Here is a 16,568-nt window from a genome sequence, read left to right on the forward strand (position 1 = left end):
CCCCGTCCGCCCCGACCGCTCGGGGCGGGCGGGGGCGCTACCTCGGCCGGAACGAGGCCACCAGCCGTTCGGGCGAGGTGAGCCCCTGCGTGCGCAGCCAGGAGAGATCCGTGATCCCCACCTCGCGGCACCGTTCCACCAGCCGCCGCAGCAGGATCTGGATCTCCAGCCGGGCGAGCTGCGCCCCCAGACAGAAGTGGATGCCGTGGGAGAACGTCAGATGCCGGTTCGGGCTGCGGCGCAGGTCGAACCGGCCGGGGCCGGGGAACCGGCGGGGGTCCCGGTTCGCCGACAGGATCGCGATCATGATGAGCTGATCGGCGGGAATGGAATGGCCGCCGAGCACTACTTCCCTGGTGCTCACCCGGAGTGTCCCGAGGGCCGACGGCCTGAAGCGCAGCACCTCCTCCACCGCGGCCGGGACCAGCGCGGGGTCCGCGGCCAGCGCGGGCAGCATCCCGGGGTGTTCGTGCAGGCTCACGACGGTGTTGCCCATCATCCCTCTGGTGGTGAGGATGCCCCCCATCAGCAGCGTGACCAGAAAGTCCGCGATGACGTCGTCGGGCAGCACCCGCCCCTGTGTCTGCGCCAGTGCCAGCCGGCTGGTCAGATCGTCCTGCGGGGCCGAGCGCCGCCGCAGGATGTGTCCGCGCAGATAGTCGAGCAGCTCGGCGAGGGACTCCTCACGGGCCCGGACGAAGTCACCGTCGATGGGGTTGCCCGCGTCCAGACCCGTCTGCGCGTCCGCGCACCGCTTGAGCACGGGCCGGTCGGCGAGCGGGAATCCGATCAGGTCGGCGATCACGGTCAGGGCGAGCGGGCCGGCGATCTCGCTGACGACGTCCGACTCACCGGACTCCACCGCCACATCGAGCAGCCGGTCGGCCACGGCTGTGATGCCGGATGCCAGCCCGGCCACGGCACGCCGGGAGAACGCCTGGCCGATCAGCTCGTGGTGGAGGCGGTGCTGGGGCGGGTCCATCAGGCCGAGGTTCCCCTTGACCAGGTCCTTGGCGGGCATGAGCCGCCGCAGCCGCTCGTTGGAGAAGGCGGCCGGGTCCGACAGCACGGTCAGCGCGTCGTCGTACCCGAACACCTGCCAGGTCCCCGACTCCTCCTCCCACAGAACCGGGTGGGACTCGCGCATGGTGTCGAACCAGGCGTGCAGCGCTTCTCCGCCATCGGCCCAGAAGGGCGGGCGGGCGGTGATCTCCGACTCGGACATGAGCCCTCTCAGGGACCGCGGCCGGTGGCCGCATGGACGGGACGGGACGTGGTGCTGAGCACGGGACGTGGTGCCGGGTACGGAACCTGGTGCTGAGCACGGAACGTGGCGCCGGGGACGGAACCTGGCGCCGGGCGGGGGACGGAACCTGGTGCCGGGCGGGGCGGACACGCCGGGATCACTCCCTCCGGATGACCACCGGCCCGGCGGGCGGTTCGGGAGGGCGCCGCTCCCGCTGGTCCAGCAGGAGGGGTACGGCATGGCGCAGCCGTCGCCCGATCTCGCTCACCGGCTGCCGGAGTACGGCCTCCACCGTCCCCGACTCCACGATCTCGCCGCCGGACAGCACCAGCAGCCGGTCGGCCACGGACCCGGCGACGGCCAGGTCGTGGGTGATGACGAGGGTGGCCAGACCCCGGGTGCGGCGCAGGTCGCCGAGCAGTGCCAGGATCGCGGCCTGGGTCGCCGTGTCCAGCGCGGAGGTCACCTCGTCGCAGATCAGCACATCGGGCTGCGCGGCCAGTGCCCGTGCGAGCGCGACCCGCTGCCGCTGACCGCCCGACAACTCCCGCGGCAGCCTGCCGGCGTGAGCGGGCTCCAGGTGGACGGCGTCGAGCAGCCGCCGTACTTCGTCGCCCGCCGCGGCACCCCTCAGTCCCCGCAGCACGCGCAGCGGCCGGGCGATCGCCGTTTCGACCGACTGGCTGGGGTGCAGCGCCTCGGCCGGGTCCTGTGCGACCAGTTGTATCCGGGCGCGCTGGCCGCGGCTGCGGCTGCGTACGTCCGCCGCCAGGGTCTCCCCCGCCAGCTCCGTACGCCCCTGCGCGGGCCGGTGCAGCCCCGCGATACAGCGGGCCAGCGTCGTCTTGCCCACCCCGGAGACTCCGAGCACCGCGACGCACTCGCCCGGTGACACGGTGAGGCCGATCCCGCGCAGCGTCGGCGGCCGGTGGCCGTACCCGGCGACGAGTCCGCGCACGGCGAGCGCCGGCCGCGGCGCGGAGCCGGAGCCCGAGCCGGAGCCGGAGCCGGAGCCGGAACCGGAGCCCGCGCCCGCGCCCGCGCCGGACTGCGGTGCGGAACCGGTCGGCGGGGGCGCCGGGGGCGGCGCGGTGACGGGTCGTCCGGTGGAGCGCCGCCCGGCGGCGGGCCACCGCTGGTCACGGAGCACCTCCTCCACCGGACCGTCCGCGACCGTGCGGCCCGCCTCCAGCACCAGGAGCCGGGTGACGGCGCCGGCCAGTGCGGCGAGGTCGTGGCTGATCCACAGCATCGCCACCCCGGTGGCGTTGATCCGCCCCAGCTCGGCCAGCACCTCGGCCTTGCTCAGGGCGTCGAGCCCGGTGGTGGGCTCGTCGAGCACCAGCATCGACGGGCTGCGGACCAGTGCCAGCGCGAGGGCGACCCGCTGCCGCTGGCCGCCCGAAAGCTGATGCGGGAAGCGCCGCGCGAACGCCGGGTCACCGGGCAGGCCGACCTGGCCGAGGAGTTCGGCGGGGCCGGGAGCCCTGGTCACCTCCGCGCCCGGGGCGGGAGCACCGGCAGTCGTCACGGCTGGGGCGGGAGCCCCGGCCGCCGCAGCATCCAGCGCGGGAGCACCGGCCGCCTCGGCACCCGACGCGGAAGCACCGGCCGCGACAGCGCCGTCACCGAGGGCGTCCCGCAGCATCGCCCCCACTCTGCGGTGCGGGTTCAGCGCCGAGCCGGGGTCCTGCGACACATACCCGATGGTATGTCCGCGCAGCCGTCGGGGCGGTACGGGGAACACCGGCTCGCCCCGCACCCGTACCTGTCCCGAGACGCGGCGCATCCCGTCGCGTAGGTGGCCGAGGACGGCCATGCCCAGCGTCGTCTTGCCGGAGCCGGACACCCCGCACACGCCCACGCACTCCCCGGACCGCAGCACGAATGCCGCCTCGTCCAGTACGGTCCGGCCGCCGGCCGCAACGACCAGGCCCTCGACGGACAGCAGACCGGCGGCGGCCGAAGGAGCCGGGAGAGGCGAGGGAGCCGAGGGAGCCGAAGGAGCCGCCGCAGGTCCGGAGGATGCCACGGAGGTCGGAACTGACGGGGCCGCCGAGGCCGTCGGGTCGTTCATGCCACCACCGTCCGCAACCGTTTGGCCGACTCGTCGGAGAACACATTCACGGCCGTGGCCAGCGTCGCGACCAGCGCGATCGGCACGGCGAGGGCCCAGGGCTGAAGAGCCGCGCCCGGCAGGGACTCGGTGATCATCAGCCCCCAGTCGCTGTCGCCGGTGCCCAGGCCCAGGAAGCCCGCGGCGACGATCAGATACACCGCCTGGACGAAGCGCAGCCCGGCGTCGGCCAGCAGGGGGCCCGCCACCAGCGGCAGCACCTCCCGGCCGACGAGCCACGGCAGCCGCTCGCCGCGCGCCACCGCGGCCTCGACATGGGCCCGTTGCACCATCTGCAGCGCCGCGGCGCGCAGCATCCGCGCGGTCAGCGGAAGCCCGGCGACGACGACGGCCAGTACCACGGCCGGCCGCCCCGGTGCCGCGGCGAGCAGAACGAGCAGCAGCAGAATCGGCGGCAGCGCCGCGATCGCGTCGAGCGGCCGGCTCAGCAGCGCGTCGGCCCAGCGGCGACGGGTGGCCTGCAGTGCGGCGGTGATGCCCCAGACGGCTCCGAGCAGACAGCTCAGGGCCGTGGTCAGCAGTCCGGTCAGCACCACTGAGCGCCCGCCGTGCAGCGCGCGGGACAGTACGTCCCGGCCAAGCTGGTCGGTGCCCAGCCAGGCACCGTCGACGGCGCCCGGTGCGGTGTACGGCGGTCCCACCATCGCGTCGGGACCGTACGGCGCGAGCCATGGCCCGGCGACGGCAAGGCCGCCGACGGCGCACAGCACCAGCGCGGCGAGCAGACCGGGGACGCTCCGGCCGGGTGCGGACTTCATACCGCCTCCGTGCGCAGGCGGGGTGTCATCAGGACGACGACGAGGTCGGCGACGAGCAGGGCGACCAGCATGGCGGCCCCGAGCACCATCGCGAGCGCCTGGGCGACGGGCAGATCGCCCCCGCGTACCGAGTTGACGAGCAGTTCCCCGACGCCGGGATAGCCGAAGACGCGCTCGACCAGGATCGCGCCGCCGACCAGACCGACCCCGAGGACGCACCAGATCTGCGCGGCGACCGGCAGGACGGCGGGCAGGACGGCACGGCGCAGCAGGACCGTCTCGCGCTGCCCGTTGAGCCGGGCGCTCTCGACGTGCGGTTCGCGCAGCGCCGCGGCCGTGGCCGCCCTGACGACACGCGCCGCGTACGCGAGGGAGAGCAGGACCAGGCTCAGTACGGGGAGCACGAGCAGGTCGGGGTGCTGGAGCGGGCTGTCCCCCGGCGGGACGAGCGACACGGCCGGCAGCCAGTCCAGTCCGATGGCGAAGATCAGCACCAGCGCGCCGGCGAAGACGTACTCGGGGAACGCCACGAGCAGGATCGCCGCCGCCGACACCACCCGGTCGGCGGGCCGGCCGCGCCGGGCCCCCGCCCACATCCCCAGGACGAGCGACAGGGGGGCCGCGACCAGCACGGTCAGCAGCGCCAGCAGCACCGAGTTCCCGAGCTGCCGGCCCATCAGGGAGCCCACGGGCCGCCCGCTGACCAGCGATGTCCCCAGGTCTCCGTGGAGCAGGCCGCCGGCCCAGCGCCCGTACCGCTCGATCAGCGGCCGCCGCAGCCCGAGTTGCTGCCGGATGTCCGCGATCTGCTCGGGGGTGAGCGCCCCGCCCGCGCGGCCGGACACCGCGTCACCGGGCAGGACATCGACACCGGCGAAGACGACGACACTCAGCAGCACCAGCAGCACCAGGCTGAGGCACAGCCGGCGCACCACGTACCGCAGCAGCGTCCGGCCGCTGTGAAGGGCGCTCACGCGAGCCATGCCTTGCCCAGGTAGGGGTACTTGGCGCCGCCCCACGGCAGGGCCCCGCGTACATCGGGATGTGCCAGGCTCAGGGTGTCGGCGTTGCCCCAGACCACGGCGTTGCCCCGGTCGAGCATCACGTTCTGCGCGGTCCGCCAGGCCCTGGCGCGGCCCGCTTCGCCGGTCGCCGCGAAGGAGTCGCCGAGCGCTGCCTTCAGCTCGGCGTCGTCCAGCGTGAGCGAGGGCACGAGCGCCAGCCGCGGGTAGATGGTCTGCAGGGGGTACGCGCCGAGGGTGAGGGTCACGGCGTCCGCCCGGGCCATCGCCTTCAGATCGGAGAATTCTGCCGGGGTGACGATCTCGGGCCGGACGGTGATCCCGGCTTCCTTGAGCTGCTGGGCGAGTACGGTCACCGAGGCGGTGACGCCGTTCTCCGTCTCGGCGCTGCGGATGACGATGTCCGTGTTCTCGGCGCCCGCGTCCCGCAGCAGCCGGCGGGCCCGTGCGACATCGCGGCGGGGCGGTTCGCGGTCCTCGAAGTAGGGCGAGCCCGCGCCGTACAGGTCGTTCCCCGGTACCCCGTGGCCCAGCAGAATGGTCTCCACCAGTTCCTCGCGGTCCACGGCGAGCCGCATGGCCAGCCGGGCGCGAGGGTCGGAGAACGGGGCTTTGGTCGCGTTGAGGACCACTCCGTAGCCGGTGCGCTCGTCGGCTCCCGCCGTGTGCACCACCATGTCCGGCCTGCGGGCGCCCCCGCCCTTGAGTGTCTCGGCCGCCGTGTACGGGATGTCGGCCGCGAAGTCCGCCTGGCCGGCCCGTACCGCGCTCACCCGGGCCTGGGGGTCGGCGAGGGAGAGGAAGACCAGTTCGTCCAGGTGGGGTGCGCCGTCCCAGTGGTCGTCGAAGCGCTTGAGCGTCGCCGAACGCCCCGGCTCGAAGTCGCTGACGCGGAACGCCCCGGTGCCGAGGGCCGTCCCCGCCTCGAAGGTGCGGGTGCCGTCCTTGATGATGTACACCTGCGCGGTGGCGAGCAGTGTCGCGGGATCTCCCAGCCGCCGTTTCAGCGGCAGGGTGAGGGTGCGGTCGCCGGTGATCTTGATCCTCGGTACGTCGATGTAGGTGAGGGCGTCGTTGGGGAAGGGGAATCCGGGCGCGTCGAGCGTGCGGAGCGTGAAGACGACGTCCCGCGCTCCGAAGGGGCTCCCGTCGTGCCAGCGCACGCCCTCGCGCAGCGCGAGCCGGAACGACTTCCCGTCCGGTGCCACTGTCGCCGAGGTGGCGAGCCGGGGCGCCGTCCTGCCGTCGATCTCGGTGAACAGCGGGTCGTAGACGGCCCGGTTCCGCGCGAAGTCGACGGGGCTGGCCCCGGTGAGGGGGTGCAGGCTCTCGGCGGATCCGCTGCCGGTGAGCGCCGCGCGCAGCCGGCCGCCGCGGCGGGGCGCGGTTCCGGTGGCACGGGGCCGGGCCGTGGTGCGGCCGTCGTCACCGCCGCACGCGGCGCCGAAGGGCAGCGCCAGACCGGCGAGCGCGCCTGCCCGCAGAAAGCCCCTGCGACTGGTTCCCATGGGTGCCCCTCTTCTCCCGGAACTCACGGAACTCACAGCACTCACGGATCTCACAGCACTCACGGATCTCACGGATCTCACGGATCTCACGGCACCCGCATGACACAGCACCCGAGGAACACACATCACCGCATCACACACCACTCACGGAACACACCACTCACGGAACACACATCACCGCGTCACACAGCACCCGCCGATCCCGCCGGACTGCCCGTCAGCGTCCGCGGCCTGGCCGAGTCTGCGGGGCGCCCGGCGCCGCCCGCACCGGTGACGCCCCCGGGGCGCACCCCAGCGGGGCGGGTCCCGCCCGCCGCACGCGGTTGCCTGGGGTCGGGGCCGGTGATGCCCCTGGGGTGCCGCGTGCGCCCGCTGACCAGCCTGGTAGTCCATCGGGTCCGCCGGTGAGTCCGGGACAAGCGCCAGAAGGGTCGAGGGAATGACCGACGAAGCATCGCCCGGTCCACAGCCGGGGGTCAACGATCCGGCCGTGTACGAGTGGTGGCGCCGGATGCGGGAGAGCCACCCGGTCCGCTTCGATCCGTCGGCCGGGATGTGGCAGGTCTTCCGGTACGACGATGTCGCGCGGGTCCTCGCGGACCCGGCCACGTTCTCGTCCGAGTGGCCGAGGATGGCAGGCTGCGAGACGGGGCTGGAGAGTCTGCCCAACACCGACCCGCCGCGTCACCACCAGATGCGCGCCCTGATCGGAAAGGCGTTCTCGGGCCGTGTGGTGGCGGAGCTGGAGCCGCGGATCACCCGGATCGCGCACGATCTCATCGCATCGGTCCCGGAGACGGGCCGCGCGGACCTCGTGAACGACATCGCCTACCCGTTCCCCGTGATGGTGATCCTGGACCTGCTGGACCTGCCCGCGCAGGATCTGGACCTCTTTCTGCGGTGGACCCGCCGGATGATGTCCTTCGGCCGGTCCGACTTCGAGGACGAGTCGTTCGGTACGGACATGTCGAGCCTGTTCACCGAGGTGCTGGACTATCTGCGCGCCCAGCTGCGCGCCCGCCGCAGGCACCCGGGCGACGACATGCTGAGCATGCTGGCCACCGCCGAGATCGACGGTGAGCGGCTGACCGAGGACGACATCGTCAAGTTCGCGAACGCGATGTTCAACGCCGGTCATGTCACCACGACCATGGCGATCGCCCACTCCGTCCAGCTGCTGGACGCCCATCCGGAGACCATGGCCCGGGTGCGCAAGGACCGCGGCCTGCTGCCGGCCGTTGTGGAGGAGTCGCTGCGGTGCCGGACGATTCTGTCCATCGGCCTCAGGATGACGACGGCCGAGGTGTCGCTGGGCGGGCAGACCATCCCCGAGAAGCAGATGGTGCAGGTGTCCTTCGCCTCCGCCAACCGGGACGAGCGGCAGTTCGGCCACCCCGAGGTCTTCGACATCGACCGCAGCCCGAACCGCCATCTCGGCTTCGGCCACGGCATCCACCACTGCATCGGGGCGTCGCTCGGCCGGCTGCAGACCCGCATCCTGCTCGACACCCTGTTCCGGCGGTATCCGGATGTGCGGCTGGACCCGGACGGCGAGGTCACCCACGCGGTGCCCCCGTTCGTCGTGGGCCTGGCGAGCCTGCCGGTGCTCCTGCCAACCCCCACCGGGCGCTGACCTCCGTACGAGTCCGGACATCCGCGTACCGCGTACACCGACATGGAAAGGATCACGGCGATGGCATCGGCGCCACAGGCCAGTTCCGACGAGATCGGCAAGTACTACGACCGGTTTACCGATCTGTTCACCGATATCTGGGACGGCAATCTGCACGTCGGGTACTGGCACGACGAGCGGGACCCGGCGACGCTGGGGGCCGCGACGGAACAGCTCACCCGGCAGCTGATCGGCCGGCTCGACCCCCGCCCAGGCCAGCGGGTGCTCGATGTGGGCTGTGGGGTCGGGCAGCCGGCGATCACGCTCGCGAGGGCCCACGAGGTGCGGGTCGTCGGGGTGTCGATCAGCCGGCACCAGGTGGGGCGGGCCACCGAGCGGGCCGCCGGGGCGGAGTTGGCGGACCGGGTGCGGTTCGCGTACGCCGACGCCGCGGCGCTGCCCTTCGACGACGCCTCGTTCGACGCCGCCTGGGCGGTGGAGTCGCTGCTGCACATGCCCGACAAGGTCCAGGTGCTGCGGGAGATCGCCCGGGTCCTGCGGCCCGGCTCCCGGCTCGTCCTCGCGGACATGTTCCAGCAGCCGGGGAGCGAGCTGGCCTACCGGGGAATGATCACCGCGATCGGCTTCGACGCATACCGGGGGCTGCTCGAAGGGACCGGGTTCACTCCGCTGGACATCACGGATGTGACGGCCCGCACCCGCGGCACGGACAGCTCCCGGCGGGAGATGCGGGCGAAGCTGGAGGAACACCGGGACGAGGCGGTCCAGATCATGGGCGAGGAGATGTTCAACCAGACGATGGAGACCGACTCCGTCCCCCCGGAGTACGGCTATGCGCTGGTCACCGCGGTCCGGGCGTAGGTCACCGCGGTCCGGGTGCGGAGGGAGGCCGCCCGTATGACGCCCTTGCCGGGCCGGACACCGGCCGGGACGATCATCCCGGCGGCGGGGCCCGGCAGCGGCGCGCTCTCCGGCATCGTGTCCAGGGTGGTCGAGCTGTGGCCGGAGCACCGGGGCTTTCTCACCACCCGCTTCGGGGCCGAGAGCGCCGACCGGCTGCGGTCGTGCGAGTCGGTGGCACGGCTGGTGCACCGGCTGGTGGGCGGCGATCTCGACGGTGCGGTGTCGGACTACCGCTGGATGTGCGAGACCTTCCTCGCGGAGGAGGAGTTCTTCCGGCGGCACGGGCGGTACCGGCACGCCACCTTCGCCGAGGTCGACGCCGCCGGATATCTGTCCGGCTCGTACATGGCGCGCTATATGCGCGGACTGCTGCTGTCGCAGGTGCTCTGGCACAACCACGCCCGGGTCATGGATGTCTACGTCGCCGAGTTCCTGCGCCGCCGCGGACAGCGCGGCCGGCTCCTGGAGGCCGGCCCGGGGCACGGGCTGCTGCTCGCCCTCGCGGCGCGGCACCGGGTCCCCGACCTCAACGGCTGGGACATCAGCGAGGTGAGTGTGGCGTTCACCCGCCGCAGTCTGGAGTGCCTCGGCGCGGCGGACGTACGGCTCGAACAGCACGACATCCGTGCGCCCCGGGTGACCGAGCCCTTCGACCTGGTGGTGGCCAGCGAACTCCTTGAGCATGTCGAGGAGCCTGCCGAGATCCTGCGTTCACTGTGCCGGATGACCCGGCCGGACGGGCGTATCTTCCTCAATGTTCCGGTCAACAGCCCGGCCCCGGACCACATCTATCTGTGGCGCACACCGGAGGAATTCTTCGGCTTCGTGGCCGGCTGCGGTGTGACCGCGCTGCGCACCCATGTGTTTCCGCTGACCGGCTACAGCGCCGAGCGGGCCCGGCGCAGCGGCTACACCCTCTCCTGTGTGGTGGTGGGGCGGCCCGGTGACGGCTGAATCCGCTGTCCGCCCACCCCTGTACGACCGGTGGGTGCTGCGGCCCGAAGTGCTGCCGGACGTGTGGCTGCGGCTGGTGTGTGTCCCCTATGCCGGGGGCGGCGCCGCCGCGTTCCACGGCTGGAGCGCGCTGCTGCCGCCGGGGGTGGAGCAGTGGACGCTGCGTCTGCCCGGCCGTGACTCCCGGATGCGGGAGCCGGCGGCCACCGATCTCACAGCGCTGGCCGCCGATGCCGCCGAGGCTCTCGCGGCCCGGCTCCAGGGGCCGTTCGCGGTCTTCGGGCACAGTCTGGGCGCCTTCATCGCCCTGGAGACGGTCCGTGCCCTGGAGGCCCGCTGGGGTCTGCGCGCGTCCCTGCTCGCCGTATCGGGCCGTGCCGCGCCCCAGTCGGGGCACCACACGAGCGCCGTCCACCGGCTTCCCGACGACGCGTTCCTGGAGACCCTGCACCGCCGCTACCGCGCCGTGCCGAAAGAGGTGCTCGACGACCCGGAGATGCGGCGGCTGTTCCTGCCGGTGCTGCGCGCCGACGTCACGATGCTGGAGACCTACCGGTTCCGGGCGGGCCGGCCGCTCGGCTGCCCGGTCTCCGTCTACGGCGGCGTCGACGACACCGAGACCCGGGCCGGTGCACTGACCGCCTGGGGGGAGCTGACCACCGGCGGCAGCACGGTGCGCCTGCTGCCCGGCGGCCACTTCTTCCCGCACACGGCGCGGGCCCGGCTCCTGCGGCTGCTGTCCGGCGACCTCGTGTCCACACTCGTTCCGTGACGGTCAGGAGGAGGACGCCGGTTCCGGCATGCCGTGGTTCGCGATCCGCAGCGACCGCTCGTTCAGCCGGATCATCGGCTGGATGAGCAGGTCCACACCGACGAGGAAGAACACGGTACCGACGCCGACGGGCCCGCCCATCAGATATCCGGCGAGGAGCAGCACCCCCTCCAGCGCGCCCTTGCCTGCCCAGAAGGGCAGACCCCAGCTCCGGAGGGCCTGGATCGCCACCAGGTCCATCGCGCGGATGCCCAGGCCGCTCATGATGATCAGTGCCGACCCGTAGGCGCAGCAGAGGGTCGCCGTCACCAGGGTGACGTAGCCGGGCGCCGGCAGCCGGTGCGCCCACTGTGACCACAGTTGGAGGTCGATGAGGCTGCCGCAGAGGAAGAAGGTCAGGACGGGCGAGAGGAGGGGGCGGCGCCGGGTCCACAGGGCGACGGCGGCCACGCAGAGCAGCGCCACCCCGAACTGGGCGAGTCCGATGGTCACCGGTATGTGCCGGGCGAGCCCCAGCGCGAACACGTCCAGCGGGTCGGTGCCCAGTTCCGACACGATGAAGAGGTACGCGCCGAGGGAGAAACACCCGCATCCGGCCAGGTACTTCGCGATCACGTCGGCACGATCGCGTCCGCCGGTGCGGACCCGGCGGTACACCCGGTTCAGCCGCACCAGACCGGCCGTTCCAGGATCTCCACCACGGCGCAGGTGACGACCAGCCCGGGGCCGCCGCCGAGGAACAGCACATGGTCCCCGGGGCCGACCGCGCCGGTGGTGAGGAGGTGGATCAGTTCGAGGAGCTGGTCGCTGGCGCCGGTACGGCCGAGTTCCTGGCCGAACTCCAGCAGCCCGTGCTCCAGGGTGAAGCCGAGCGGCGCGAGCTGGAGCTTCAGATGCTGCTCGGCGCCGGCTATCTGGTGGACGACCCGGGTGATGTCCGCCTTCGCGATGCCCGCTTCGGCCAGTACCCGGTCCATGGCCTCGCCGTACACCTCGCCGACGGTCCGGGTGGCGAGGGCCAGCAGGTCCCCCTCGTAACTGGCGAATCTGGCCTCGAAGTCCATCATGCGGCCCGTGGTGCAGCTCGGCGGGAAGAGGGGCTCGTCGCCCCGGCTCAGTTCCTCCAGGTCGGGGCGGCTGACGGAGCCCACGGACAGCAGCCGGGCGAAGCCGGGGCGGCGCGAGACGACGACCGCGGACGCCACGTCGCTGGTGACCATGGCACGGTTCGAGCGCCAGCGGTCGAACACGGGTGTCCCGAAGTTGTCGGCGGTGGCCACCAGTGCCGCCGCCCGGCCGGGCGCGGCCAGCAGGAAGTTCGCGGCCACCTCGAAGCCCAGCATCATGGCGTTGCAGCTGGGGCCGACGCCGAGGGCCAGCGCGCGGTGTCCGACCGTGTGCCGCTGGACGTACTGCGGCGGGCACCAGCCGTCAGGACCCTGGTGGTGCGCGAAGGCGTAGAGCAGGACGTCGATGTCCCGCGGCTCATGGCCCGACCGCGCGAGCGCCTCGTTCGCCGCGAACACGGCCATTTCGGGGGCCGGCATGTCACCGGCGATGTACGCGCCGTGCCAGCCGAACTCCAGGGTCTCCCGGTCGCACAGCCCCTGCGCTATCGCGTCGCCGACGCTGAGCCGCCGCTCCGGGAAGTAGCTGCCGAACCCGGTCAGGAATAGTCCCGGTGTCTCCATACACTGCACCATCCTCGGTCGCGGACCGGGCACCTGCGGACACGGCCCGCCCTGCGCCCGAGTCTGGGTACGCACGGGCACTGCCCGCCCCCGTGAAGACCCCAGAACGCGCACCGGCCGCCGGTGCGGCGCCGCCCTCCTGGGGTCGGGGCTGGGGCGGGCTCCGGGGCCGCCACCGGGGCGGTGCGACAGGCTCGGCACGCGGGTACGCGCGTCCACCGCCGACGAGCACGGTCCAGGAGGGGAAGGGTTCGCGATGGAAGACTCCCGAGGAGACAACGGGCGGCGCACCGGCGAGGAGCCGGTCGCGGTGATCGGCATGGGCTGTCGGCTGCCGGGCGGCATCGACACCCCCGACGGTCTCTGGGAACTCCTGTGCGCCGGGGGGCACACGACGGGTCCGATCCCCGAGGAGCGGTGGCGGGCCTACCGCGAGTCGGGGCCGGGGCTCGCCGGGCTGCTGCGGCGGACGACCGGTTCCGGGTCGTTCCTGGCGGACGTCGGGGACTTCGACGCCGAGTTCTTCGGGCTCTCGCCCCGTGAGGCCGAGCTGATGGACCCGCAGCACCGGCTGCTGCTCGAGGTGAGCTGGCAGGCCCTGGAGGACGCGGGGGTGCCGCCGCACACGCTCGCCGGTTCGGACACGGGGGTGTTCACCGGTATCGGCAGCGACGACTACGGGCGGCGGCTGCTGGAGGACCTGCCCCGGGTGGAGGCGTGGACGGCGATCGGGGCCGCGTACTGCGCCGCCGCCAACCGCGTGTCGTACGCGCTGGATCTCCGGGGCCCCAGTATCGCCCTCGACACCGCTTGTTCGTCCTCCCTGGCCGCCGTCCATCTGGCGTGCCAGAGCCTGCGGCGGCGGGAGGGGGACCTCGCGCTGGCGGGCGGTGTGAATCTCGTCATCGCCCCCGGGATGACCGCCTCGCTCGACGCCGCCGGAGCGACGTCGCCCGACGGCCGGTGCAAACCGTTCGACGCCGCCGCCGACGGCTACGGGCGCGGTGAGGGGTGCGGGGTGCTGGTGCTCAAGCGGCTGGCCGACGCGCGGCGCGACGGTGACCGGGTGCTCGCGGTGGTGCTGGGCAGCGCCGTCCACCAGGACGGCCGCACCAACGGGATCATGGCGCCGTCGGGCGAGGCGCAGCGGCATCTGCTGGCGCGCGCCTGCCGGGCGGCGGACATCGAGCCGGGCACGGTCGACTATGTGGAGGCCCACGGCACCGGCACCCCGACGGGCGACCCGGTCGAGGCCGGGGCGCTGGCGGGGGTGTACGGGGCGGGGCGTCCCCCCGGCCGGCCCTGTCTGGTCGGCTCGGTGAAGGCCAATGTGGGCCATCTGGAGGCGGGAGCCGGAGTGATCGGTGTGATCAAGACGGTGCTGGCGCTGGGCCGCCGGCACATCCCGCCGACCCCGGTGTTCGCCGGACCCGATCCGGCCGTGGACTGGGCCGCGTCGGGGCTGCGGCTCGTCTCGGAGCAACTCCCCTGGCCCCGGGGCACGCATCCGCCCCGGGCGGGTGTCTCCGGCTTCGGCTACGGGGGCACGATCGCCCACGTTCTCCTGGAGCGGGCGCCCGCCGTCCCGGGGACCGGCGCCGACGCGCCGGCACCGGACGCCGGGGCCGTGTTCCCCCTGTCGGCCGCCGCGCCCGAGGGTCTGCGGGCCTGCGCCGGGCGGCTCGCCGACTGGCTGGAGGGGCCGGGCCGCGGGGAGCCGCTGGCCGGGGTCGGGCACACGCTGGCGCTCCGCCGCAGCCATCTGGACCACCGGGCCGCGATCGTCGCCGCCGACCGGACGGCCCTCGTCGCCGGGCTCCGGCACTGCGCCGCGGGCGACGACGTCCCGGAGCTGACGGCCGGTCCGGTGCTGCCGGGCGCCGGGCGGGGTGCGGTGTGGGTGTTTTCCGGACATGGCGCGCAGTGGGCCGGTATGGGCCGCGAACTGCTCGCCGGGGACGCGGTGTTCGCCGCGGTGATCGACGAACTGGCCGTGCCGTTCGGGCAGGGGATCGGCTGCACCCCCCGTGAGCTGATCGAGGGCGACGACCTCACCCGCGTCGACCGGGTCCAGACGCTGACCTATGCCGTACAGGTGGCCCTGGCCGCGGTCTGGACGTCGTACGGGCTGCGGCCGGCGGCCGTGATCGGGCACTCGGTCGGGGAGATCGCCGCCGCGGTCACCGCCGGGGTGCTGAGCCGCGAGGACGGGGCCCGTCTGGTGTGCGGGCGGAGCAGGCTACTGCGCCGGGTGGCCGGACAGGGCGCCATGGCCATGGTGGCCCTGCCCTTCGCGGAGACGGCGCGGCGGCTCGCGGCCCGGCCGGGGGTGGTGGCGGCCATCGACGCCTCGCCCGTCTCCTCGGTCGTCTCCGGGAGCCCCGAAGCGGTACGGGAAATCACCGCCGAGCTGACCTCCGCCGGTGTCGTGGTGCGGCCGGTCGCCGCCGATGTCGCCTTCCACAGTGCCCAGATGGACCCGCTGCTCGACGAGATGGCCGCGGCGGCCGGCCCGCTGCGCCCGGCACCGCCTGCGGTGCCTCTGTACACCACGGCCCTGTCCGACCCGCAGGCAGACGTCCCGCGCGACGGGGCGTACTGGGCCGCGAATCTGCGCAACCCGGTGCTGTTCACGCCTGCGGTGCGGGCGGCGGCCGGGGCCGGGCACCGGGTGTTCCTCGAAGTGTCGTCGCACCCCGTGGTCGCCCACTCCGTCGGCGAGGTGCTGCGGGCCGACGGGGTCGACGGCACCGTGCTTCCCACGCTGCTGCGCGGCCGGCCCGAACGCGCCACCCTGCTCGGCCATCTCGGCGGACTCCACTGCGCGGGTGTCCCGGTCGACTGGGCCAGGCTTCAGCCCACGGCCGGTCTGGTGACCCTGCCGCCGATGGCCTGGCAGCGCCTCCGGCACTGGCGGGAACCGGAACCCGGCGCGTCGGCCGGGTCGGCCCGGCACGACTCCGGCGGCCACTGCCTGCTCGGTCCCCGGCTGTCCATCGGGGGCCCGGTCGCCTCGGAGGTCTGGAACACCACCCTGACCGGCGAGAACCGGCCGTATCCGGGGAACCACACCATCCACGGTGTGGAGATCATGCCTGCCTCCGTACTGCTGCGGACGCTGCTCGACGCCGCGGACGGGGGCGGCCCCGAGCGTGACAGCGCGGACCGGAGCGGCCCCGGCCGGGACGGCGCCGACGACCGTGCGTCCGAGCGGGTGCTCACCGATGTGGAGCTGCGGCTGCCGCTGCGGGTCGGTGCCGCCCGCGACGTACAGGTGACACACACCGACGGCGTACTGCGGATCGCGTACCGGGCCGCCGGGCCGGACGTGCCGCCGGACGGCCCGTGGCAGTCGCACGCGACGGCCGCCGCCGGGAGCGCCGATGGGCCGCCACCGGGAGCGCCGTTCCCCGCCGGCCGGGATCTTGCGCCCGTTCCGCCGGAGACCGTCTTCGAGGGACTCGCCGCGGCGGGCGTGCCGACGATGGCCTACCCGTGGCGGATCGACGGCCTGCGGCGCGGCGGCGGCGAACTCGCGGCCGATATCGAGATCCCGCCCGCCGAGCGCGTCAGCTGGGCGCCGGTTCTCGACGCCGTCCTCTCCGTCGCCCCCTCCCTGCTGCCGGAGCCGGGGGAACTGCGGATGGTCGCCACGGTGGGCGCGCTCACGGTACGGGGTCGGCCCCCGGCCCGGCCCGCCGTCCGGCTCCGGCTGCGTGCCACGGAGAGCGGCCCCCGGGTGGACGCGCTCGTCCAGGACGAGTCGGGCCGTACCGTCGCCACCCTCTCCGGCGTGGGGTACGCGGCGATGGACGGCCGGGCGGCACGGACCGCGGACCCCTCGGAACTCACCTATCTGACCACCTGGCGCGCGGCCGGGCGAGGCCAGCAGACACCGGTCCGCCGTGTCACCCTGCTCGGGGGCGGCGGCCCGCTGCGTGACC

12 protein-coding genes are annotated in these 16,568 nt (G+C 73.6%); 5 read left to right on the forward strand and 7 right to left on the reverse strand.

Going from position 1 to position 16,568, the window contains the following annotated elements:
* Positions 1 to 37: 37 nt before the first annotated feature.
* The 5 genes from ACWF94_RS12710 to ACWF94_RS12730 form a co-directional block, all read right to left on the reverse strand.
* Positions 38 to 1,225, reverse strand: coding sequence for a cytochrome P450 (locus tag ACWF94_RS12710; RefSeq protein ID WP_453487359.1), 1,188 nt, complete (start codon positions 1,223 to 1,225; stop codon positions 38 to 40).
* A 178-nt stretch (positions 1,226 to 1,403) separates the two neighbouring features.
* A complete protein-coding gene (locus ACWF94_RS12715) occupies positions 1,404 to 3,323 on the reverse strand; it encodes an ABC transporter ATP-binding protein (protein ID WP_453487360.1) in 1,920 nt (639 codons plus the stop codon).
* The gene (locus ACWF94_RS12720) at positions 3,320 to 4,141 is read right to left on the reverse strand and encodes an ABC transporter permease (RefSeq protein ID WP_453487361.1); all 822 of its coding nucleotides are present in this window, start codon (positions 4,139 to 4,141) and stop codon (positions 3,320 to 3,322) included. Before ACWF94_RS12720 ends, ACWF94_RS12715 begins: the two co-directional genes overlap by 4 nt.
* Entirely contained in the window at positions 4,138 to 5,115 is a 978-nt protein-coding gene (locus ACWF94_RS12725; RefSeq protein WP_453487362.1) for an ABC transporter permease, read from the reverse strand. Before ACWF94_RS12725 ends, ACWF94_RS12720 begins: the two co-directional genes overlap by 4 nt.
* Entirely contained in the window at positions 5,112 to 6,671 is a 1,560-nt protein-coding gene (locus tag ACWF94_RS12730) for an ABC transporter substrate-binding protein (RefSeq protein ID WP_453487363.1), read from the reverse strand. Before ACWF94_RS12730 ends, ACWF94_RS12725 begins: the two co-directional genes overlap by 4 nt.
* A gap of 439 nt (positions 6,672 to 7,110) precedes the next feature.
* On the opposite strand from ACWF94_RS12730, the gene ACWF94_RS12735 reads away from it, so the two are divergent.
* From ACWF94_RS12735 to ACWF94_RS12750, 4 genes are read left to right on the forward strand one after another with little or no spacing between them, the layout of a single operon-like run.
* Positions 7,111 to 8,304, forward strand: coding sequence for a cytochrome P450 (locus tag ACWF94_RS12735; RefSeq protein ID WP_453487364.1), 1,194 nt, complete (start codon positions 7,111 to 7,113; stop codon positions 8,302 to 8,304).
* A gap of 60 nt (positions 8,305 to 8,364) precedes the next feature.
* Positions 8,365 to 9,165 (forward strand): SAM-dependent methyltransferase, encoded by an 801-nt coding sequence (locus ACWF94_RS12740; protein ID WP_453487365.1) that lies wholly within the window; start codon positions 8,365 to 8,367, stop codon positions 9,163 to 9,165.
* A 36-nt stretch (positions 9,166 to 9,201) separates the two neighbouring features.
* Entirely contained in the window at positions 9,202 to 10,161 is a 960-nt protein-coding gene (locus ACWF94_RS12745) for a class I SAM-dependent methyltransferase (RefSeq protein WP_453487366.1), read from the forward strand.
* Positions 10,151 to 10,933: a thioesterase II family protein gene (locus ACWF94_RS12750; protein WP_453487367.1), complete on the forward strand. Its 783-nt coding sequence runs from the start codon at positions 10,151 to 10,153 to the stop codon at positions 10,931 to 10,933. The genes ACWF94_RS12745 and ACWF94_RS12750 overlap by 11 nt, the downstream gene beginning before the upstream one ends.
* A 3-nt stretch (positions 10,934 to 10,936) precedes the next feature.
* Here the strand turns inward: ACWF94_RS12750 and ACWF94_RS12755 are convergent, their stop codons facing one another.
* Both ACWF94_RS12755 and ACWF94_RS12760 read right to left on the reverse strand, forming a co-directional pair.
* Entirely contained in the window at positions 10,937 to 11,548 is a 612-nt protein-coding gene (locus tag ACWF94_RS12755) for a YczE/YyaS/YitT family protein (RefSeq protein ID WP_453487368.1), read from the reverse strand.
* Positions 11,549 to 11,595: 47 nt separating this feature from the next.
* Entirely contained in the window at positions 11,596 to 12,624 is a 1,029-nt protein-coding gene (locus tag ACWF94_RS12760) for a ketoacyl-ACP synthase III family protein (RefSeq protein WP_453487369.1), read from the reverse strand.
* A 256-nt stretch (positions 12,625 to 12,880) separates the two neighbouring features.
* On the opposite strand from ACWF94_RS12760, the gene ACWF94_RS12765 reads away from it, so the two are divergent.
* On the forward strand, positions 12,881 to 16,568 hold a 3,688-nt coding region (locus ACWF94_RS12765), incomplete at its 3' end, for a type I polyketide synthase (RefSeq protein ID WP_453487370.1).

The organism is Streptomyces sp. NPDC055078, from assembly GCF_053607985.1.